The sequence below is a fragment of the Streptomyces sp. KL109B genome (assembly GCF_030766935.1).
Classification (GTDB): domain Bacteria; phylum Actinomycetota; class Actinomycetes; order Streptomycetales; family Streptomycetaceae; genus Streptomyces.
The window spans coordinates 157,436-176,143 of the sequence record NZ_JASERL010000017.1; the positions used below are offsets into that span (position 1 = coordinate 157,436).

24 protein-coding genes are annotated in these 18,708 nt (G+C 71.6%); 18 read left to right on the forward strand and 6 right to left on the reverse strand.

Features of this window, described 5'->3' with window-relative positions; all coding sequences use genetic code 11:
• Positions 1-50: 50 nt before the first annotated feature.
• Together RBJ65_RS39215 and RBJ65_RS39220 are read right to left on the reverse strand one after the other, a co-directional pair.
• Positions 51-215 (reverse strand): hypothetical protein, encoded by a 165-nt coding sequence (locus RBJ65_RS39215; protein ID WP_306321991.1) that lies wholly within the window; start codon positions 213-215, stop codon positions 51-53.
• A 130-nt stretch (positions 216-345) separates the two neighbouring features.
• Positions 346-903 carry a Dps family protein gene (locus tag RBJ65_RS39220; RefSeq protein ID WP_306321990.1) on the reverse strand — a complete coding sequence of 186 codons (558 nt, stop codon included), beginning with the start codon at positions 901-903 and terminating at the stop codon, positions 346-348.
• Positions 904-1,138: 235 nt separating this feature from the next.
• Here RBJ65_RS39220 and RBJ65_RS39225 point away from each other — a divergent pair, with 235 nt between their 5' ends.
• Genes RBJ65_RS39225 through RBJ65_RS39235 form a run of 3 tightly spaced genes read left to right on the forward strand, consistent with a single transcriptional unit; the run spans position 1,139 to position 4,984 of the window.
• Positions 1,139-1,945, forward strand: a complete 807-nt coding sequence (locus RBJ65_RS39225; RefSeq protein WP_372341393.1) for an ABC transporter ATP-binding protein — start codon at positions 1,139-1,141, stop codon at positions 1,943-1,945.
• Positions 1,942-2,925, forward strand: coding sequence for an iron-siderophore ABC transporter substrate-binding protein (locus RBJ65_RS39230; RefSeq protein WP_306321988.1), 984 nt, complete (start codon positions 1,942-1,944; stop codon positions 2,923-2,925). Before RBJ65_RS39225 ends, RBJ65_RS39230 begins: the two co-directional genes overlap by 4 nt.
• 4 nt (positions 2,926-2,929) lie before the next feature.
• A complete protein-coding gene (locus RBJ65_RS39235; protein WP_306321987.1) occupies positions 2,930-4,984 on the forward strand; it encodes an iron ABC transporter permease in 2,055 nt (684 codons plus the stop codon).
• Between the two features lie 21 nt (positions 4,985-5,005).
• Here the strand turns inward: RBJ65_RS39235 and RBJ65_RS39240 are convergent, their stop codons facing one another.
• The gene (locus RBJ65_RS39240) at positions 5,006-5,479 is read right to left on the reverse strand and encodes a peroxiredoxin (RefSeq protein WP_306321986.1); all 474 of its coding nucleotides are present in this window, start codon (positions 5,477-5,479) and stop codon (positions 5,006-5,008) included.
• Positions 5,480-5,626: 147 nt separating this feature from the next.
• Here RBJ65_RS39240 and RBJ65_RS39245 point away from each other — a divergent pair, with 147 nt between their 5' ends.
• The 3 genes from RBJ65_RS39245 (at position 5,627) to RBJ65_RS39255 (ending at position 6,913) form a co-directional block, all read left to right on the forward strand.
• Positions 5,627-5,833: a hypothetical protein gene (locus RBJ65_RS39245; protein ID WP_306321985.1), complete on the forward strand. Its 207-nt coding sequence runs from the start codon at positions 5,627-5,629 to the stop codon at positions 5,831-5,833.
• A 209-nt stretch (positions 5,834-6,042) separates the two neighbouring features.
• Complete coding sequence (locus RBJ65_RS39250) at positions 6,043-6,516, forward strand: SsgA family sporulation/cell division regulator (RefSeq protein WP_306321984.1); 474 nt, start codon at positions 6,043-6,045, stop codon at positions 6,514-6,516.
• A 112-nt stretch (positions 6,517-6,628) separates the two neighbouring features.
• Positions 6,629-6,913 (forward strand): hypothetical protein, encoded by a 285-nt coding sequence (locus RBJ65_RS39255; RefSeq protein WP_306321983.1) that lies wholly within the window; start codon positions 6,629-6,631, stop codon positions 6,911-6,913.
• A gap of 21 nt (positions 6,914-6,934) precedes the next feature.
• Here RBJ65_RS39255 and RBJ65_RS39260 read toward each other — a convergent pair whose 3' ends face one another.
• Complete coding sequence (locus RBJ65_RS39260; RefSeq protein WP_306321982.1) at positions 6,935-7,681, reverse strand: IclR family transcriptional regulator; 747 nt, start codon at positions 7,679-7,681, stop codon at positions 6,935-6,937.
• 139 nt (positions 7,682-7,820) lie between these two features.
• Here RBJ65_RS39260 and RBJ65_RS39265 point away from each other — a divergent pair, with 139 nt between their 5' ends.
• The 10 genes from RBJ65_RS39265 (at position 7,821) to RBJ65_RS39310 (ending at position 15,333) form a co-directional block, all read left to right on the forward strand.
• A complete protein-coding gene (locus RBJ65_RS39265) occupies positions 7,821-8,990 on the forward strand; it encodes an amidohydrolase/deacetylase family metallohydrolase (protein WP_306321981.1) in 1,170 nt (389 codons plus the stop codon).
• Between the two features lie 48 nt (positions 8,991-9,038).
• Positions 9,039-9,446, forward strand: coding sequence for a hypothetical protein (locus tag RBJ65_RS39270; protein WP_306321980.1), 408 nt, complete (start codon positions 9,039-9,041; stop codon positions 9,444-9,446).
• Positions 9,447-9,469: 23 nt separating this feature from the next.
• Positions 9,470-9,838 (forward strand): SFCGS family glycine-rich protein, encoded by a 369-nt coding sequence (locus RBJ65_RS39275; RefSeq protein WP_306321979.1) that lies wholly within the window; start codon positions 9,470-9,472, stop codon positions 9,836-9,838.
• A complete protein-coding gene (locus tag RBJ65_RS39280; protein WP_306321978.1) occupies positions 9,835-10,170 on the forward strand; it encodes a DUF4312 family protein in 336 nt (111 codons plus the stop codon). The genes RBJ65_RS39275 and RBJ65_RS39280 overlap by 4 nt, the downstream gene beginning before the upstream one ends.
• A 4-nt stretch (positions 10,171-10,174) precedes the next feature.
• On the forward strand, positions 10,175-10,969 hold the full coding sequence (locus tag RBJ65_RS39285; RefSeq protein WP_306321977.1) for a DUF4311 domain-containing protein: 795 nt from the start codon (positions 10,175-10,177) through the stop codon (positions 10,967-10,969).
• A gap of 13 nt (positions 10,970-10,982) precedes the next feature.
• Positions 10,983-11,732, forward strand: a complete 750-nt coding sequence (locus RBJ65_RS39290) for a DUF4310 family protein (RefSeq protein ID WP_306321976.1) — start codon at positions 10,983-10,985, stop codon at positions 11,730-11,732.
• A gap of 51 nt (positions 11,733-11,783) precedes the next feature.
• Complete coding sequence (locus tag RBJ65_RS39295; RefSeq protein WP_306321975.1) at positions 11,784-12,920, forward strand: DgaE family pyridoxal phosphate-dependent ammonia lyase; 1,137 nt, start codon at positions 11,784-11,786, stop codon at positions 12,918-12,920.
• On the forward strand, positions 12,917-13,180 hold the full coding sequence (locus RBJ65_RS39300; protein ID WP_306321974.1) for an HPr family phosphocarrier protein: 264 nt from the start codon (positions 12,917-12,919) through the stop codon (positions 13,178-13,180). Before RBJ65_RS39295 ends, RBJ65_RS39300 begins: the two co-directional genes overlap by 4 nt.
• Positions 13,177-13,824, forward strand: coding sequence for a bifunctional 4-hydroxy-2-oxoglutarate aldolase/2-dehydro-3-deoxy-phosphogluconate aldolase (locus tag RBJ65_RS39305; protein WP_306321973.1), 648 nt, complete (start codon positions 13,177-13,179; stop codon positions 13,822-13,824). The genes RBJ65_RS39300 and RBJ65_RS39305 overlap by 4 nt, the downstream gene beginning before the upstream one ends.
• A gap of 108 nt (positions 13,825-13,932) precedes the next feature.
• Positions 13,933-15,333, forward strand: a complete 1,401-nt coding sequence (locus RBJ65_RS39310) for an FG-GAP and VCBS repeat-containing protein (RefSeq protein WP_306321972.1) — start codon at positions 13,933-13,935, stop codon at positions 15,331-15,333.
• Positions 15,334-15,359: 26 nt separating this feature from the next.
• Here RBJ65_RS39310 and RBJ65_RS39315 read toward each other — a convergent pair whose 3' ends face one another.
• Positions 15,360-15,773, reverse strand: a complete 414-nt coding sequence (locus tag RBJ65_RS39315; RefSeq protein ID WP_306321971.1) for a 5-carboxymethyl-2-hydroxymuconate Delta-isomerase — start codon at positions 15,771-15,773, stop codon at positions 15,360-15,362.
• Between the two features lie 161 nt (positions 15,774-15,934).
• A complete protein-coding gene (locus RBJ65_RS39320; RefSeq protein WP_306321970.1) occupies positions 15,935-17,299 on the reverse strand; it encodes an FAD-dependent oxidoreductase in 1,365 nt (454 codons plus the stop codon).
• Positions 17,300-17,564: 265 nt separating this feature from the next.
• Here RBJ65_RS39320 and msrA point away from each other — a divergent pair, with 265 nt between their 5' ends.
• Both msrA and RBJ65_RS39330 read left to right on the forward strand, forming a co-directional pair.
• Positions 17,565-18,074, forward strand: a complete 510-nt coding sequence (msrA, locus tag RBJ65_RS39325; RefSeq protein ID WP_306321969.1) for a peptide-methionine (S)-S-oxide reductase MsrA — start codon at positions 17,565-17,567, stop codon at positions 18,072-18,074.
• A gap of 142 nt (positions 18,075-18,216) precedes the next feature.
• Positions 18,217-18,657: a MarR family transcriptional regulator gene (locus RBJ65_RS39330; RefSeq protein WP_306321968.1), complete on the forward strand. Its 441-nt coding sequence runs from the start codon at positions 18,217-18,219 to the stop codon at positions 18,655-18,657.
• The last annotated feature ends 51 nt before the right edge of the window (positions 18,658-18,708 follow it).

Here is an 18,708-nt window from a genome sequence, read left to right on the forward strand (position 1 = left end):
GGCAAAAGCGCAGCTGGGGGCTGGTGGCCAGGGCCGCTGAGGGGCGGTGGCTACTGTCGCCGGTTCTCCTCCGCGATACGTGTCGCCCGCGAGCGCACATCCGCGTCGGACAGGCCCGCGTCGCACACGATCGTCATCTCGCTGCCGTCGTCCAGCGACACCCGTCGCATCTCGACGCCCAACTTCCGTGACCGCTGCGGCTCTTCGTCGGACATGCGAGCTCCTCACGGTCGACGTGGCGCGGTGCCACGTCGACTCAACAGTTGACGAACTCCCACGGTAGGCACACCCGGTGGCGTACGGGCCGCACCGGCGGGGCGCAGTCACACGATCGGGCCCGCCGCCTCACCGTACGGCCTGGTGCGCCGCCTCTGTCTCGGTGTCGGCGTCGCCGGTGCGCAGGGCGCCGCCCGCCGTCTCCAGGTGGGCGCGCACGAACCACTGGAACTTCTCCAGGTCGCGCAGCTGCTGGATCAGCAGGTCCTGGGTGGCCAGGTCGATCCTGCCGGTCTGCTCGACCGCCTTGCGGACGTCCTCGACGAGGCCCGTGTAGACGATGTCGAGGGCGCCGAGGTGGGCGATCGCGTCGGCGCGGCCGACGCTGTAGTCCTCCCAGGTGCGCGCGGCGACGAGGACGCCGGGTGTGCCGTGGCTCACGCCGCCGAGCGCGGCCGCGCGCTCCGCGACCTCGTCCGCCATCTCCCGGACCTTCTCGACCTGCGGGTCGATCATTTCGTGCACGGCGATGAAGTGCGGTCCGACGACGTTCCAGTGGATGTGCTTGAGCGTGAGGTGCAGGTCGTTGAGGGCGTGCAGGCGCAGCTGCAGGATGTCGATGAGCTCGCCGGCCTCGGCCACGGAGAGACCGGGGACGGTGTACTTCGGGTTGCTCCGCAGGGTCATGGTGCGCTTCTCCTCTCGGTCTTCGGATGCCGGTCGTCGAATGTCGGTCTTCGAACCGGATGGGCCGCACTGGCCGCACTGTCGGACTACCCCGTATGTCCGATCCATGCATGGTCGGCTGCCGCACCCGGGGTTCCCGGAAAGGTAAGGGTAGGCTAACCTTCTGGTCGTGAGATCTGGTGAACGCGCAGGTAGCGCCCCACGTCAGCGCGGTCACGAGCTGTCGGCCGAGCACATGACCGTGTCCTACGACGGTGTCGACGTCGTGCACGACGCGGCCCTCGTCCTCGAACCCGGCCGTGTGACCGCCCTCGTCGGACCCAACGGCAGCGGAAAGTCGACGCTGTTGCGAGCCATCGCCCGGCTGCAGAGCGCCAGGACCGGCACGCTGACCCTGGACGGGGGGACCTCCGACGCCGTCGACGGCCTCGACCTCACCGCCCGTCAGTTCGCGCGCCGCGTCGCCCTGTTGACGCAGAGCAGGCCCACGCCAGGCGGGCTCACGGTGCGCGACGTCGTCGAGTTCGGCCGCTACCCCTACCGGGGGCGCTGGGGACGGGCCGACGCCGAAGGGCCCGAAGTCGTCGACCGGGTCCTGGAGTTGACCGGGGTCGACTCGCTCGCGGGCCGAGGAGTCGACCAGCTCTCCGGCGGACAACTGCAGCGCGTGTGGCTCGCGAGCTGCCTCGCCCAGCAGACCGGCGTCCTCCTCCTCGACGAGCCGACCACCTACCTCGACCTGCGCTACCAGGTCGAACTACTCGACCTCATGCGGGACTTGGCGGACGACGAGGGAATCGCCGTCGGCGTCGTCCTGCACGACCTCGACCAGGCCGCCGCCGTCGCCGACCGGATCGCGCTGCTCAGCGCGGGCCGCGTCATCGCCGACGGCGCCCCCGAGGACGTACTGCGCTCCGAGCGCCTCACCGAGACGTACGGCATCCGCGTCGACGTCGACACCGACCCCTTCACCGGACGGCTGCGCACCCGCGCGACGGGCCGTCACCACAGCAGAAGCGAAAGGCTCCAGAGCACATCATGAGACGCCCCCTCATCCTCACGGCTACGGCCGCCGCCGCGGCCCTCGCCCTCTCCGCCTGCGGTACCTCGGAGCCCGCCAAGACCGGAGCCGACGCCAAGTCCGAGAAGATCACCCTCACCGGCGCGAACGGCTCCAAGGTCACCCTCGACCACCCGGCCGCCAAGGTCGTCGGCACCGAGTGGAACGTCGTCGAGTCCCTCGTCACGCTCGGCGTCGACCCGGCCGGCGTCGCCGACGTCAAGGGCTACAAGGCGTGGGACACCGCCGCGCCGCTCACCAACTCGCCCAAGGACGTGGGCACTCGGGGAGAGCCCAGCATGGACTCCATCGCGGGCCTCGCCCCGGACCTGATCGTCGCCACCAGCGACCTGTCCGCCTCCGCGGTCAAGCAGATGAAGAAGATCGCGCCGGTCCTCCAGGTCAAGGCCGCCGACTCCGGCGACCAGGTCGGCCAGATGTTTGACACCCTCGACGTCCTCGCCAAGGCCACCGGCAAGGAGGACGAGGCGAAGGCCGCCAAGAAGGCGTACGAGGCGAAGCTCGCCGAGGGCAAGGAGGCCCTCAAGGACGCCGGCGCCGACGGTACCCAGGTCGCCACCGCCGATGGCTACGCCGCCTCCAATCAGGTCTCCGTACGCGCCTTCACCGACGGCTCCCTGCTCGGCGCCGTCAACGAGGACCTCGGCCTGAAGAACGCCTGGAAGGTCAAGGGCGACAAGGACTACGGCCTCGCCACCACCGACGTCGAGGGCCTCACCAAGCTCGGCAAGGACGTCCAGTTCACGTACATCGGCAACAAGAAGGCCGGTGGCTCCGACGTGTTCACCAAGGACCTCGCCGACAACAAGGTGTGGACCTCGCTGCCGTTCGTGAAGGCCGGCGACGTGCACCGACTGCCCGACGGGACCTGGCTGTTCGGCGGCCCGAAGTCCATGGAGCAGTACATCGACGGCGTCGTCGCCGCCCTGACGAAGAAGTAGGCACGTGGCCGTCACCGCACCTCCCCGCGCCTTGGCGCCGCTGTCCGTCGGCGCCGTCGGGGCGACGGCCGGGCTCGCTCTGCTCGTCGCCGTGCTCGCCGTCGTCGACATCACCTACGGCACGGCCGACGTCGGCGCCCACCAGGTGTGGCAGGCCCTCACCGGGCAGGCCGAGGCGGGCGACGCCTCCGTGGTCGTCGCCTCCCGGCTGCCCCGCATGGTGGCCGGGCTGCTCGTCGGCGTGGCGCTCGGCGCGGCCGGCGCCGTGCTCCAGGCGGTCAGCCGCAACGTCCTCGCCTCGCCCGACACCCTCGCCGTCAACGCCGGTTCGTACCTCGCGCTCGGCGTCCTCACGGCCAGTGGCGGCGCCGTGTCCGTCTTCGCGTCCTCCGCCGTCGCGTTCGTCGGCGGACTCGCTGCGGCGGCCGTCGTGCTCACCCTCGCGGGGCGCGGCGCCACCACCGTCCGGCTCGTCCTCGCGGGCAGCGCCCTCGCCCTCGGCCTCAAGGCCGTCACCGAGGCGCTGCTCCTGCTCTACCCCGAGGAGACCGAGGGGCTCTACCAGTGGGGCGAGGGCAGCATCGCCCAGAACGGCTTCGCGGGCGTGACCCGCATGGCGCCCGTCGTCGTGGCCGCCCTCGTCGGCCTCGTCCTGCTCGCCCGCCGCGTCGACGGGCTCGCCCTCGGGGACGACGCGGCGCGCGGCCTCGGCATCCCGGTGCGCGGCACCCGGATCACCGCGGTCGTGCTCGCGGCGCTGCTCTCGGCCGCCGCCGTCACGGTGGCCGGGCCGATCGGCTTCGTCGGACTGTGCGCCCCGGCGCTGGTCAGGCCGCTGGCCAAGCGGGTGCGTGCGCTCGTACGGCACCGGCTGCGGATCCCCGTCGCGGGGCTCGTCGGCGCCGCGCTCGTGCTCGGCTCCGACGTGCTGCTGCGCGCCGTGACCTCCGCCGAGGTGGCGGTGACCGTGCCGACCGGCGTGGTCACCAGCGTCGTCGGCGCCGTGTTCCTCGTCGTGATGGCGCTGCGGCTGCGCGACGGGGACGCCGCGGCCGCGCCGGACCGGATGCGGATCCCGAGCCGCACGGTCTTCGCTGCCACCGTGGCCGCGCTCGCGGCGGTGCTGATCGGCGTGGTCGTCGCGGGCGTCCTCCTCGGCGACAGCACCCTGCTCCTCGGCGACGTCGTCAACTGGGCGGGCGGGCAGGCCGGTCAGGCCATCACGTTCGTCCTCGACACCCGGGTGCCGCGCGTCGTCGCGGCGCTCTGCGCGGGCGCGGCGCTCGCGTTGTCCGGCACCCTCGTGCAGTCCGTGACCCGCAACCCGCTCGCGGAACCCGGCGTCCTCGGCGTCTCCGGAGGCGCCGCGCTCGGCGCCGTACTGCTGGTCACCACCGTGCCGGGCGCAGGATCGTGGACCATCGCGGGAGCGGCGTTCGCCGGCGCGGGCGTCACCGCGGCGATCGTGTTCGGGCTCTCCGCCAAGGGCGGGTTCCAGCAGAGCCGGCTCGTCCTGGTCGGCATCGGCACGGCCTCCGGCACGGCGGCCCTGATCAGCCTGCTGATCGTGCTCACCGACCGGTTCAGCGCGACCAAGGCGCTGGTCTGGCTGTCGGGCTCCACGTACGGGCGCAGCTTCACCGACGTACTGCCGGTGGCGGCCGTGCTCGTCGTCGCCGCCGTCATCGCCGTCGCCCGGCGGAAGGAGCTCGACCTCGTCTCCCTCGACGGGGACACACCCCGGCTGCTCGGCCTGAACCTGGCGCGCGGCCGCCTCGGCTTCCTGGTCCTGAGCGTGCTGCTCAGCGCCACGGCCGTCGCCGCCGCGGGCACGATCGGCTTCGTCGGCCTCGTCGCTCCGCACGCGGCCCGCGCTCTGGTCGGGCGCAAGCACGTGCGCGTCGTGCCCGTCGCGATGCTGCTCGGGGCGGCCCTCGTCTGCGTCGCCGACCTGCTGGGCCGCACCGTGATCGCCCCCGCCCAGTTGGGCGCGGGCCTGATGACGGCCGTCGTCGGCACGCCGTACTTCGTGTATCTGCTGGTACGCGGACGCCGGTGACGGGGGCCGGAGGCGCCGCGCTCAGTTCGACACCGAGCGCAGCGCCTCCAGCGCCCGGTCCGCGTGCGCGCTCATCCTGAACTCGCTGCGCACCACTTCGAGCACGCGCCGGTCGGTACCGATCACGAACGTGGCGCGCTTCGTCGGCAGCGGGCCGAACCCGCGCGCCACCCCGAACCGGCCGCGCACCTCACCCTCCGGGTCCGACAGCAGCGGGAACCCGAGCGTGTGCCGCTCCGTGAACTCCCGCTGCCGCTCGACGCCGTCCGAGCTGATGCCCACCGGGCGCGCTCCGACCGCCGCGAACTCGGCCGCGAGATCGCGGAAGTGGCAGGCCTCGGCGGTGCAGCCCGGGGTGAGCGCGGCCGGGTAGAAGAAGAGCACGACCGGCCCTTCGGAGAGCAGCGAGGACAGCGTCGTCGGCGTCCCCGTGTCGTCGGGCAGCGTGAAGTCGTCGACGACGGAACCGACTTGGATCCGGGCGGCAGCGGGCATGGGACCTCCCCAGGTCGGGCGACGCGGCTGCGCGCCGCCCACGAGTACGGATGTGTGCGCGCTTCACGTATACCGGACGGTAAGTCCTGCCGGACAGAAAGTGCCCCAGGGATGTTGAGCGGGCTGCGGCTGGGTAGGGGCGCCTCCATGGACGTGTCGCATGACCAGAACGTGGAGACGGCAGTGGCCGCTGCCGCCTTCCTCTCCGGGCAACAGGTCACCGAGAAGCAGTGCGGTGGCTGCGGAACGGTGGTGGCCGGAATCAACGGCCGCTACGCATGTGGCGCTTGTGGCTGGATCAACCACTGGTCGGACGGGGACACCCACCTGCCCGGGGCGGAGGACGACGTCTGACCGCGTCGCGGGGAGCGGGCCCGCTCGAACGTTTCTGTTGAATCCGCGCCCCGTGTCGAACTGGTTGTGAAGGCTGCCGGGCCATTCGTGCATATGCCAGATGAGGTATGCGCGTTGGCCTAAGGTTTTCCATGTCGCCCATACGGGGCGATAAGGAGTGAGGGAGCGCTCCCGCACACGGTGCGACAGCAGGGATGGGGTGGGTCGGGGTGAGCCCTGACAGAAGTCATGCTTTCGGGTGCCTGGAGGCGCTGGCCACGGGAGTTCTCGCCTATCCGGGCGGCGAGCGGCTCGTGTGCGACGTCCGGCTGAGGTACACGGCCGACGACCCCTTGGTCGTCCACGTCGTCCTGCCCGACTCCGAGGCGACGAGCGGGAGTTGGGCGCTGTCCCGCGATCTGCTCTCCGCGGGCCTCAGCGGCGCGGCGGGCATCGGCGATGTCGCGGTGCGGCCCGTGTCACGGGAGAACGAGCCGCTCACCGTCGAGATAGAGGTCCGCGGTTCGCGGGCGGGCGGGGCCGTCCGCCTCGCGGTGGGGCACCGGGCGCTGCTCACGTACCTGGAGCGCAGTCATGCCCTCGTACCGTTCGGCTCGGAGGCCGACCAGGGCGCCATGGACCGGGAGTTGGAGCTGCTGCTCGGTGACGCGGGCCGCTCGGGGGAAGGCGGTCTGAATGCGTGACAACCCGCGTATTGCGCCCTTCGTGTGATCCTGGGCCCCGGCCGCAACCGGCGCACGCCCCCGGTGTCTCTCTGCCTTCGACACAACGGCGTACGCCACGAAGGAGGCCGGCATGCAGACCATCACGACCGCGCTGGACGAAGGGCAGACACACGCCGCGGACTGGGCGGGCGACTGGCTGCTCGCCCCGCCGGACCCGGCGCACCGCGTGCCCTGTCACGTGGACCCGCGGGACATGCGCCGCCTGGAGCTGCACGCGGTGCTGACCGCGGCGGGCATCGCGCCCTCGCCCGGTGACACCGAGGCGATCGAGCGGCTCAGCGCGCTCCCGGACGCCGTGCACGCTACGCTGCGCCGCTGGCTGGGGTGTTGCGCCCAGTGCGGCTGCGCCGGCTGATCCCGATGGTGGGTACGGGGGTCACAGGCGGCGCGACACGTCCTGCGCCGCCTGTCGCACCGCCGGGGCGAACCCGGCGAGCTGTTCCTCGGTGACGAGGAACGTGAGCGAGGAGACCGAGACCGCGCCGACCGGTGTGCCGTCCGCGTCCAGGACCGGCGCCGCGATCGAGCAGATCGACGCGTCCGCCTCCTCGTAGTCGGTGGCGTACCCGGCGTCCCGGATCGCCGCCAACTCCTTGACGAGCGCCGCCTGTTCGGTGTGGGTGCGGGGCGTGCGGGCGGGCAGTCCCGTGCGGTCGAGGACGGCGGCGGCCTCGTCCGGCGGCAGATGTGCGAGCAGGGCCTTGCCCGCGGCGGTGGCGTGCAGCGGCAGCGGGGCGCCGACATCGGTCGCGATGCGGTAGGCGTGCCCCGGGTCGACCTTGTGCGTGTACGTCGCGTGGTCCCCGCTCAGCACCGCCAAGTGCACGGCCTGGCCGAGCCGTTGCTGAAGCGCGCGGAGCACGGCGTCGATGCCGACCGCGTCGTCGGCCAGTACCTGCGCCGCCATCGCGCGCAGTTGATTGCCGCAGCCGTACCGGCCCTCGCCGTCGGCGGCCGCGTACCCCTCCTCCACGAGCGTGGCGAGCACCCGATGTGTGCTGGCCTTGGAGACGCCGGAGCGCTCCGCGATGTCGCCGAGCCGGTGCGGTCCGTCCGCGCGCGCCACGGCGTGCAGCACCCGTAGCGCCTTGACGACGGAATTCGCGGGCTTGCTCGGTTCCATTGACCCTCCGAGGAGACGCGGGCTATGTTTCCACTCGATCCGCAGAGTGGAACGCCATTCTACTCCACGGAACGAACCTGAGGCTCCACGAGCCCGCCGCCGTACGCACCACTCTCATGCTCGGGAAAGGTCGCCGTCCATGGCCGTGCACGAAGCTCCCTCCACCGGCCCGCAACGATTCGATCTCGTCGTGACGGGCGGCCTGTTGGCGGATCCCCTGCGCCCCGAGCCCTTCGAAGGCGACCTCGCCGTACGGGACGGCAGGATCGCGGCGACCGGGGCGCCCGGCACACTCGACGCCGCGGCGGCCGAGGAGCGCGTCGACGCCACCGGGCTGCTCGTGGCGCCCGGCCTCATCGACCTCCACACCCACGTCTACGCACCCCGCACCGACCTCGGCGTACCCGCCGACACGGTCGGGATCCGACAGGGCGTCACCACCGTTGTGGACGCGGGCAGTTGTGGCAGCGACCACTGGGACGACTTCGCGGAAAACGTTGTCAGCGCCGCCGGGACCCGCGTCCTGAGCTGGCTGAACATCTCCCGGCACGGCCTCGTCCACGGCCGTACGGAACTGGCCGGCGGGCCCGACGACATCGACGAGGCCGCCACCGAGAAACTGCTGCGCGAGCACCCCGACCGGATCCGCGGCATCAAGGTGCGGATGAGCTCGTCGGTCCTCGGCGGCAGTGGCCTCGCGCCGTTGAAGGCCGCGAAGCGGGTCGCCGCGCGGGTGGGCCGGCCCGTCATGGTGCACGTGGGCAACGAACCGCCCCGCCTCGGCGACGTACTCGACCTGCTCGGCGAGGGCGACGTCGTCACCCACGCCTTCCACGGCAAGCCCGGCGGCCTGTTCGGCAGCGAGGACGCCGCGCGCCGGGCCGTGGCGCGCGGCGTCCGGCTCGACGTCGGCCACGGCAGCGCCAGCCTCAGCCTCGACACCGCCGAACGCGCCCTCGCCGCGGGCTTCACCCCGTACACGATCAGCACCGATGTGCACGTCCGCAATGTCGAAGGGCCCGTGCACTCGCTCGTCACCACGCTCACCAAGATGCTCGCGCTCGGCCTCACGCCGCACCAGGTGATCCGCCGGGCGACCCTGCACCCCGCCCAAGTCCTCGGCATGGAGAACGAGTTGGGGACCCTGCGGGTCGGCGGCGCCGCCGATCTGACGCTGCTGCGGGTCGTCGAGGGTCCCGTCACGCTGACCGACGCCGAGGGCGAGACACGTACCGCGGACACCCGCCTGGAGGCGGTCGCGACCGTGCGCGCGGGGCACCTCCACGCCCGCGAGACACCCACCGTCTGACACGCACCTCCGCACCACCGAACCACCCGAACCATCGAGAGGCCGTGAATGAGCACGCCCCTGATCGAACGGCTCGCGACGGCCGTCCAGGACAGCAGCCAGCCCGTCACCGACGAGGACCGGGCGGACCTGGCGGAATTCCTGCCGCTCGCCCGGGCCCACGCGCGGGTCGCCGGTATCGACTTCGACGAGACACGGTCCCTCGCCCTCGCCGTGCACGCGCTCGCCTTCGTACGCCGGGTGCGCACCATCGAGCACCTGGACCCGCTCGACCCCGAACTCGCCGGTGAACTGCCCTCCGACCGCCTGGCGGCCGCCCGCACTCTCATCGACACCTACTGCGTCCCGCGCGAATTCCTCGCCGGGGACACCGAAGTCCTGCTGCTCGCCCTGCACTTCGAGGCAGCGGCACAACTCCAGGAACAGCTACAGGATCAGTCCACCCCTCAGGCCTGAACCACCCACCAAGGAGCACCGCCATGACAGTCAAGATCGTGATCGGACACCGGCTCGGCAAGGGGCAGGCCGTCGCCGACGGCGTACGCGCCGCGGGCGGCGAGCCCGTCCTCATCGCGGGGCCCGGCGCCGACATGAAGGTAGGCGACGTGATGGCCGCGGAGGGCGCCGCGCTCGGCATCTCCTTCTGCGGCAGCGGCGGCGCGGGCGCGGTCACCGCCAAGGCCAAGTACGGCCACGAGATCGAGTTCGGCATGCGCTCGGCGCAGGCCGGGGTGACCGCCGTCGAACAGGGCCGCACCGTCCTCGGCTTCGGCTTCCTCGACAGCGAGGAACTGGGCTTCAAGGTCACCGAGGCCCTCCTCAAGAAGCTGGGGGAGGCCGCCTCGTGAAGCAGACCCGGCACACCCTGCGGCTCACCGGCTCCGGGCCCACCAGGGACAAGGCGCTCGCCACCGCCATCGGACAGGTGCAGGCCACCGTCGACAAGCTGACCGACGGCGTGTGCTTCCGCGTCGAACCCCTCGAACTCGAGGTGGTCTCCGCCGTGGAGCACCGCTGGACGGAACGCTTCCTCGGGCTCCTCTTCCCGCGCACCCGCAAGCGCTTCGAACTCGCCCTGCGCGTCGAGGTCCAGGTGGCCTCCCTCGACCTGGAATCCGTCGACTTCACGGTGCGCGAGGAGCGGCTGACGCCGCTCCAGCACGCCCTCCACATGAGGTGACCCGATGAACGAGACCCTCACCGTCCTCCTGGAGTCCCTCGTCATCGGCGGGCTCATCGGATTCGGCGCGAGCGCGGGCGTGGCCCGCATGTTCCACGCGCCGAAGGTCCAGGGCATGGGCGCCTTCCGTACGCTCGGAGAGCTGAACGCCTGTCAGAACGACCCGGTCGCCCACTTCTCGTTCGGCCTCGGCTTCCTCTTCAACGCCTGGTCGAGCGCGGTCGGCACCGGCGCGCTCACCTCCGACGTGGACCACCGCATCGTGCCGCACTGGACGGCATCGGTCGCGATGATCAAGAACCGTCGGCTCGCCGAGACCCTGCACAACCCCCGCCGGATGGCCATCACCGGCACCGCCGTCGGCATGGTCCTGGTCACCCTCCTCAACACCACCGCCGCGTCCATCCCGCACTCCCTCCAGGAGGTCGCGGCGCAGGTGCTCGGCCCGGCGTCGGAGTGGCTGATCAACCCCGTGATGCCGATCATCTTCTGGATGGCGGCCGTCGACGCGGGCAAGCGAACGGGCGCCTGGGGCACGGTACTCGGCGGCCTCGGCCACCTCGTCATGGGCAACGCCGTGCCCGGCATCGTGCTCGGCATCGTCATCGGCAAGGGCGTCGACGACCTGGGCTGGACGAAGGTCACCAAGTCCCTCGCGGGCGTGGTCCTCGCGCTGTTCGCGGCCAGCACCGTGCTGCGCGGCGCCGACATCACGCTGCTTGAGCAGATGAAGGTGCACATCCCGGACTGGCTCACGCAGTTCCACGACGCGACCGGCACCAAGCCCGAGGCCCAGTGAGGCAGGCAGTGACATGACCGACACATCAGCGTCCGCCACGGGCGGCATACCCGCACAGAGCTCGAACTCCGGCTCGGACGAGCGGCCCGCCAAGGGCGGCTTCCTCAGCAAGGTCCCCGGCGAGGGCAGCTTCTGGCTCTCCGAGTGGGCGTTCCCCGTCTTCGTCGCCTGCCTCGCGGCGGGCATCTTCACCGGTACGCACCTCTATTACGCCTACCAGACCGGCGTCTTCAGTGACGTGGCGGTCGCCTCCATGCTCAAGGCCGGTATGGAGAACGGGAGTTACGGCGCCGCGGCCGCCTTCGGCGCGGGCTTCCTCTTCGCCCGTGTCATCGAGGGACCCATGGTCGGCATCCTCGACATCGGCGGCTCCCTCCAGACCGGCGTCGGCATCGGCATCCCCGCCATGCTGCTCGGCGCCGGATTCACCGCCCCCCTCGAACACTTCTGGCTCGCCATCCCGGTGGGCGCCCTCCTCGGCGCGCTGATCGGCGTCGCCATCCTCGCCATCCGCCGCGCCACCGTGAACTCCACGGGAGGCACCTCCACCTTCGGCGCCGACGTGATGATGGGCGCGGGCAACTCCGCCGGACGGTACCTCGGCCCGCTCGTCATCATCTCCGCCGCCACCGCGTCCCTGCCCGTCGGCATCGGTTCGACGATCGGCGCCGCCCTCTTCTACAAGTGGCAGAAGCCGCTGACCGGCGGGGCCATCATCGGCGCGATGCTCGCGGGCCTCGCGTTCCCGATCCCCGGCAAGTGATCCACCCTTCTTGCCTCCAGTGACCCACCGTTCTTGGCTCTTGGGAGTAGCGTGCAATCCCTCCACCACGACCTCGGCGTGCCGCCCGCCATCAACGCCAGCGGAAAGATGACCGCACTCGGCGGCAGCGTCCTCAGCGACGGTGTCGTCACCGCGATGAGCGAGGCCGCCCGCCACCACGTCGTCATGGACGACCTGATGGCAGCCGTCGGCCGCGAGATCGGCCGCTCCACCGGCACCGAGGACGGCTGCCCCACCACCGGCGCCGCCTCCGGCATCGCCATCGCGATCGCCGCCGTCGTCGCCGGCACCGACCTGTCCCGCATCGAAGCCCTCCCCGACCCGGGCGACGCCCCGTGCGAGGTGATCCTGCCGCGCGGCCACTCCGTCCACTTCGGCGCGCCCGTACGGCAGATGGTCGCGCTCGGCGGCGGCCGACCTGTCGAGGTCGGCTCCGCGAACAAGGTGACCGCCGACCACCTGGCGGGCGCGATCACACCACGCACCGCGGCCCTGCTCTACGTACAGTCCCACCACGCAGTACAGAAGGGCATGGTGTCCCTCGCGCAGACCGTCGAGGTGGCCCACGCGCACGACCTCCCGGTCATCGTCGACGCCGCCGCCGAGGAGGACCTGCGGCACTGGCCCGGCACCGGCGCCGACCTCGTGATCTACAGCGGAGGCAAGGCCGTCGGCGGACCCACCTCCGGGCTGATCTGCGGAAGCGCCGCGCACATGGCGGCGTGCCGGGCCCAGTACGGCGGCATCGCACGGCCCATGAAGGTCGGCAAGGAGACCCTGTTCGGCCTCGTGCAGGCGCTACGTGAATACGGCAGCGCCCAGGGCGGCGGCCACCGGCCCCGCATGGAGAAGCTCGCCGCACGCCTCGCGGGCCTGCCGGGCCTCACCACCCGCGTCGTGAGCGACGAGGCGGGCCGAGACATCCACCGCACCGAACTCACCGTCGACGCGCAGGCGGCGGGCCGGGACGCGGCCACCCTCGCCACCGAACTCGCCGCGCTGGGCGTCCACTTGAGGGCCCATCACACCGCCACCGGCCGCCTCGCGATCGACCCACGCCCCATGAACCCCGACGAGGAGGACCAGCTGGTGCACCGGCTGACCGCACTCCTCGACGGGGAGAACAAGAACAAGAACAAGAACAAGGACGGAGACACCCACCGATGACCGTCGTCGAACGCCGCCTGGTGGTCACCGAGGAGGCGGGCCTGCACGCCCGCCCCGCCGCCGCCTTCGCCCAGACCGCCGCCCGCGCCACCGCCGACGTGACGGTCGCGCGCGAGGACGGCCACGAGGTCCCCGCCCGCAGCGTCCTGTCCCTCATGACGCTCAACATCCGCTGCGGCGACGCCATCGTGCTGCGCGCCCGTGGCGCCGACGCCGAGTCGACGCTCGACGCCCTCGCCGAGATCGCGGCCCCGGCATGACCACCGCTCGTACCCGACCGGAGCCCACCTTGAAGAACGACATGCACGCCGATGTCATCGACGCCCTGCGCGCCGCCCGCGTCACCCCGACCGTGCGCGAAGCGGACGCCGAGACCGCCGACGCGGTCGCCCGCACCCTCGTCGAAGGCGGCCTCACCGCCTTCGAGTTCACCGCCACCACGCCCGGCTGGGAAGACCTGGTGGCGGCCTGGGCGAAGGAGTTCCCCGAGGTGACACTCGGCCTCGGCACCGTCACCTCGCCCGAGACCGCCGAACGCGCCCTGGCGGCCGGCGCGCGCTTCCTCGTCAGCCCGTTCCAGGTGCCCGAGGTACGTCCCGTCGCCGACGCCGCGGGCCGGCTCCTGGTCGAGGGCGGCCTCACACCGAGTGAGCTGCGGGTGGCCGCCGACCGGGGCGTGGCGAAGCTCTTCCCCGCCCACGTCGGCGGCATCGCCTACCTGAAGTCGGTGCTCTCCGTGCTCCCCGGAGCCCGCGTCATGGCGACCGGTGGTGTGAGCGTGGACGACGCCGACACATGGCTCGCCGCGGGCGCCTTCACCGTGAGCATCGGCAGCGACCTCACGCGGGGCGATGTGGCCGCCAACGTGGCTCGGCTGAAGGAACGCGTCGGTTCCGGAAGTTGACGACAGGTCACGGAATCAGACGTCACGTCACGTCACGGGCGTTGAAGGCACGTAACGGAGCGATCTCGGCGCTGGAAACCGTGCGAGTACATCGGTTCTAGTGGCTCCATGACATCCGAGCCGGCCGCACCCGAACCCGCGCACGGCGGCCCGCGGTGGCGGCGACGAGGCATGGCCCTCCTCGCCACCGCGCTGCTCCTGGGCACCGCCACGGGCGCCCGCCACGACGAGGGCTATCCGCCGGTCCAGGACAGCGCCTGCGCGGCGTCGACCGCAACCGCGAAGGCCTCCGGCACACCCGCCCCCGACCTCGACGGCGACGGCCACCCCGACCTGGCACTCGGCGTGCCCGCCAGCAACGGGGACGTCTTCCAGACCGGTCGCATCGCCCTGCTGCACGGCTCCTCGCACGGCCCACGGTCCGAGGACCGCACCGTATTCACCCCCACGGACTTCGGCCTGCCCGAACACGACCGCATGAACTACTGGTTGAGGGGCCCGGTCGTCGCCGACCTGGACGGCGACGGCCACCTCGATCTCGTGGCGGGCGGCAGCGCCCACGTGCAGTGGGGCGGCGTGCACGGCCCGGCCCCCGCCCACCGGGCCGCACGCATCCCGCTGCCGCACATGGGCAAGGGCCAGCCGGTGCGGATCAGCAAGGACAGCGACGTCTACCGGGATCCGCCGGTGGCCGGGGACTTCGACGGCGACGGCCACACCGACCTCGCCACCTACCGCACCGGCATGCACGAGCGTCATCTCATGGTGCTGAACGGCCCGTTCACCCGCACCGGAAAGCCCGCCCGGATCACCGAACGCACCGACGCCTACCAGGACGACCACGACGCCGTCACCGGCATGCGGCTGCAAGCGGTCGAGATGACCGGCGACCGGGCCACGGATCTGCTGGCGTACAAGGACGGCGAGCCGACGACGCCCCTTCTGCTGACCGGGGGAGCGGACACCGCGAGCGGCCTCGCCACAAAGCCCGTACGCCTGCCGAAGGGCGAGAGCGCCGCCGTGGGGGACTTCGACGGCGACGGACGTCCCGACGTCGCCCTCGGCGACAGCGGCGTCCCCATGAGCGACGAGTTCGAACCACTCGACCGCAAGGGCAAGGTGACGATCCGTTACGGCAAGGCGCCCGACGCCCCGGTCGTCATCGACGGCGGCGTACGCAAGGGCGGCTTCGGCATCGACCTGATGACGGCGGACGTCAACGGCGACGGCTGCGACGACCTCGTGGTCCGCAGTGACAGCGACCGCGTGCGCGGGCACGACCGGGTCGACATCCTGCGCGGCGGCTCCTCGCCCGGCCTCGGTTCGGAGCCGTGGCGCGGTCCGTGGTCGGGCGCCCTGGTGCGGGCGACGGATGTCGACGGAGACGGGAGCGACGAACTCGTCCTGGCCACGGGCGACACCTGGCGAGTGCTCGACGGCACCGGGAAGGCGCTGGAGACGTTCGACGTCAGGAAGGCGGCACGGCCCTCGGCGGAGCCGTCCCGGTGACCACGGGCGGAGCCGTCACGAGAACCCTAGGCGGCCGGAGTGCACCCGTGCCGCTGCGGACGCGCGCCCGTCCTCGCGCTCCACTCCCGCCGCGTCGGATACAGGCTGTACGCCGCCAGCGGCCGCACCTCCACCGAACACACCACGTCCGCGCCACCCGCGCCCACCCGCTCGACCAGCAGCGCCAGGATCCGCTGCGAGAGGCGGTTCATGGTCCGCTCGCTGCGCCCCGGCAGCAGCGCCACCTCGACGTGCACCACCGGCACGTCCTCGTGTTCGCCGCCCATCACGTACGTCTCCGTGGCGGCGCGGAAGAACGTCTTGCAGGTGCCGCGCGAGCCGGAGCCCTCCACGACGAGGGCGTGCAGCTCGGTGGCGAGGGCGGCCCGGTCCAGGGTGTCGCCGAGGCGGGGTGAGTAGTCGACGGTGATCTGGGGCAAGGCGTCTCCGCGGCGGGCAAGGTCAGTGGTCTTTACATCTATATGTACCGCCACTTTATCCCCCGCGTGAATCGCACATGACCGCGCCCCGCACGCGAGGTGCGGGGCGCGGTCATGCGTGGGGCGGTCGGCCGGGGTCGCGGCCGACCGCCCCGAAGAGGTCACGCCTCGCTGGCGTCGAGCATCTCCTCGCGCTCCACGATCTTGATGCGCTCACGGCCGTGCGGCTCGCCGAGCGCCCTCTCGGCGGCGTCGAGCTTGTACCAGCCCTCCCACGTCGTGAACCGGACGCCGCGCTCGCCGAGGAACTCGTCGACGGACTCCGGGGTGGGCGAGACCGGCGTCTGCAGGCGGCCCTCCGCGTGGTCGGCGAGCAGGTTCGAGATCGCCTCGTTGGCGTCGCCCTTGGTGTGGCCGATGAGGCCGACCGGGCCGCGCCGGATCCAGCCCGTCACGTACGTGGACTGGAGGTGCTCGCCGCTCTCCTGGATGACCCGGCCGCCCTCGTCCGGGACGGTGCCGGACTTGATGTCCCAGGGCAGCTTGGGCAGTTCGTCGGAGAGGTAGCCGACCGCGCGGTAGACGGCGCCGAGGTCCCAGTCGGTGAAGTCGCCGGTGCCCTTGACGTTGCCGGTGCCGTCCAGCTCGGTGCGCTCCGTGCGCAGGCCGACGACCTTGCCGTCCTCGCCGAGGATCTCGGTCGGCGACTCGAAGAAGTGCAGGAACAGCTTGTGCGGGCGGTCGCCCTCGTCGCGGATCGCCCAGTTCTCCAGCGTCTTGGCGACCATGTCGGTCTGCTTCTCGCTGCGGCGGGCGGCGATCGAACCCTCGTCGTAGTCGATGTCCTCGGGGTTGACGATGACCTCGATGTTGGGGGAGTGGTCCAGCTCGCGCAGCTCCATGGGGCTGAACTTCGCCTGGGCCGGGCCGCGGCGGCCGAAGACGTGGATCTCCTTGGCCTTGTTCGCCTTCAGGCCCTCGTGGACATTGGCCGGGATCTCGGTCGGCAGCAGCTCGTCCGCCGTCTTCGCGAGCACGCGCGCGACGTCGAGCGCGACATTGCCGACGCCGAGGACGGCGACCTTCTCCGCCTCCAGCGGCCAGGTCCGGGGGAAGTCGGGGTGGCCGTCGTACCAGGCGACGAACTCCGCGGCGCCGTGGGAGCCGTCGAGCTCGATGCCCGGGATGTCGAGGGCGCGGTCCGCCGTGGCGCCCGTGGAGAAGACGATCGCGTCGTAGAAGGCGCGCAGGTCGTCGAGGTCGATGTCGCGCGGGTAGTCGACGTTGCCGAACAGGCGGATCTGCGGCTTGTCGAGCACCTGGTGCAGGGCCTTCACGATGCCCTTGATGCGCGGGTGGTCGGGCGCGACGCCGTAGCGGATCAGGCCGAAGGGGGCCGGCATGCGCTCGAAGAGGTCGATGGACACCCCCGGCTCGGCGGCCGTTTCGGACTTGAGCAGGGCGTCGGCGGCGTAGATGCCGGCGGGGCCGGCTCCGACGATGGCGACCCTCAGGGGGCGAGACATGGTTCAGGTATCCCTTCGAGGTGGTTCCCGTGGACCGTAGGCGCTGGTCGGGCCACGAGTGCTTGAAGGGAAGCCTAAAGTAAGGCAAGCCTTAGCAGGTAGGCGGGTCCCGTCTATGGGCACATAAGGCTGCCTTATGGGGTGCGATAGCTTTGCTTTAGGGGTTCGGCTTAGGCTGGAAGATCCGTGGTCCGTAGGATTTCGCTCGTCGTGTCGGACGGCGCGGGCAGTTTTCAGGCAGTTCAGGCAGTTCAGGGAGTGGCGTATGTCGGAGACAACCGAGAAGGCAGTGCTGGCCGGTGGCTGCTTCTGGGGCATGCAGGACCTGATCCGCAAGCGGCCCGGCGTACTGTCGACGCGCGTGGGCTACTCCGGCGGTGACACGCCGAACGCCACGTACCGCAACCACGGCGACCACGCCGAGGCCATCGAGGTCGTCTATGACCCCTCGGTGATCACGTACCGGGACCTGCTGGAGTTCTTCTTCCAGGTCCACGACCCGACCACGAAGGACCGCCAGGGCAACGACCTGGGCCGTAGCTACCGCTCCGCGATCTACTACGCGGACGAGGCGCAGCGCGAGGTCGCCGTCGACACCATCGCCGACGTCGAGGCGAGCGGACTGTGGCCCGGGAAGGTCGTGACCGAGGTCGAGCCGGTCGGCGACTTCTGGGAGGCCGAGCCGGAGCACCAGGACTACCTGGAGCGCTACCCCGAGGGCTACACCTGCCACTTCCCGCGGCCGAACTGGAAGCTGCCGAAGCGCGCCGCCTGAGCGGTCGGGCGGAGGGGGTCGGGGCGTCGTCCGTGGAGGGCGGCGTCCCGTTTTTCGTGGCGAGTGGTTGACATGTCCCGGGCGGCCAGAGAAGTCTGGCCGACATCTTGTTTCCCCGTACACGTAAATGCATGATGGCTGCATGCATAAGCGGGTTATGGACCCTGGCGAGAGCCTGATCGCGTCCGTGGAACAGCTGGTCCGCCACGTGCGCAGGAGCGCCGTCACCGGCGGCCTGAGCACCGCGGCCTCCTCCGCCCTCGCCCGGCTGGGCCGCGAGGGGCCGCAGCGCCTCACCGACCTGGCCCGCGCCGAAGGCGTCTCGCAGCCGAACATGACGCAGCTCGTGACCCGCATGGAACGCGCGGGTCTCGTCCGGCGCACCGCCCACCACAGCGACGGCCGGGGCGTCCTCGTCGACGTCACCGACAGCGGCATGGAGATCTCCCGGCAGCGCAGGGCCGAACGGGACCAGGCCCTCGAAGACCTGGTCGCGGAGCTGACGGAGGCCGAACAGGCCGCCGTGCGCCTCGCCCTGCCCGCCCTCGCGCGCGTGATCCAGGAACGGCACCTGCGCGGCTGACGCCGGCGGAGCCGACACCCGCACCCCTCCGTACCGACCTCGTCCATACGT

Coding starts and splice junctions, on each gene's coding strand:
- RBJ65_RS39270 (WP_306321980.1), top strand. CDS start 9,039: ATGAGCACGCCCCTGATCGAACGGCTCGCGACGGCCGTCCAGGACAGC.
- RBJ65_RS39300 (WP_306321974.1), top strand. CDS start 12,917: ATGACCGTCGTCGAACGCCGCCTGGTGGTCACCGAGGAGGCGGGCCTG.
- RBJ65_RS39310 (WP_306321972.1), top strand. CDS start 13,933: ATGACATCCGAGCCGGCCGCACCCGAACCCGCGCACGGCGGCCCGCGG.
- RBJ65_RS39305 (WP_306321973.1), top strand. CDS start 13,177: ATGACCACCGCTCGTACCCGACCGGAGCCCACCTTGAAGAACGACATG.
- RBJ65_RS39245 (WP_306321985.1), top strand. CDS start 5,627: ATGGACGTGTCGCATGACCAGAACGTGGAGACGGCAGTGGCCGCTGCC.
- RBJ65_RS39260 (WP_306321982.1), bottom strand. CDS start 7,681: ATGGAACCGAGCAAGCCCGCGAATTCCGTCGTCAAGGCGCTACGGGTG.
- RBJ65_RS39320 (WP_306321970.1), bottom strand. CDS start 17,299: ATGTCTCGCCCCCTGAGGGTCGCCATCGTCGGAGCCGGCCCCGCCGGC.
- RBJ65_RS39265 (WP_306321981.1), top strand. CDS start 7,821: ATGGCCGTGCACGAAGCTCCCTCCACCGGCCCGCAACGATTCGATCTC.
- RBJ65_RS39330 (WP_306321968.1), top strand. CDS start 18,217: ATGCATAAGCGGGTTATGGACCCTGGCGAGAGCCTGATCGCGTCCGTG.
- RBJ65_RS39255 (WP_306321983.1), top strand. CDS start 6,629: ATGCAGACCATCACGACCGCGCTGGACGAAGGGCAGACACACGCCGCG.
- msrA (WP_306321969.1), top strand. CDS start 17,565: ATGTCGGAGACAACCGAGAAGGCAGTGCTGGCCGGTGGCTGCTTCTGG.
- RBJ65_RS39215 (WP_306321991.1), bottom strand. CDS start 215: ATGTCCGACGAAGAGCCGCAGCGGTCACGGAAGTTGGGCGTCGAGATG.
- RBJ65_RS39275 (WP_306321979.1), top strand. CDS start 9,470: ATGACAGTCAAGATCGTGATCGGACACCGGCTCGGCAAGGGGCAGGCC.
- RBJ65_RS39240 (WP_306321986.1), bottom strand. CDS start 5,479: ATGCCCGCTGCCGCCCGGATCCAAGTCGGTTCCGTCGTCGACGACTTC.
- RBJ65_RS39290 (WP_306321976.1), top strand. CDS start 10,983: ATGACCGACACATCAGCGTCCGCCACGGGCGGCATACCCGCACAGAGC.
- RBJ65_RS39225 (WP_372341393.1), top strand. CDS start 1,139: ATGACCGTGTCCTACGACGGTGTCGACGTCGTGCACGACGCGGCCCTC.
- RBJ65_RS39220 (WP_306321990.1), bottom strand. CDS start 903: ATGACCCTGCGGAGCAACCCGAAGTACACCGTCCCCGGTCTCTCCGTG.
- RBJ65_RS39285 (WP_306321977.1), top strand. CDS start 10,175: ATGAACGAGACCCTCACCGTCCTCCTGGAGTCCCTCGTCATCGGCGGG.
- RBJ65_RS39230 (WP_306321988.1), top strand. CDS start 1,942: ATGAGACGCCCCCTCATCCTCACGGCTACGGCCGCCGCCGCGGCCCTC.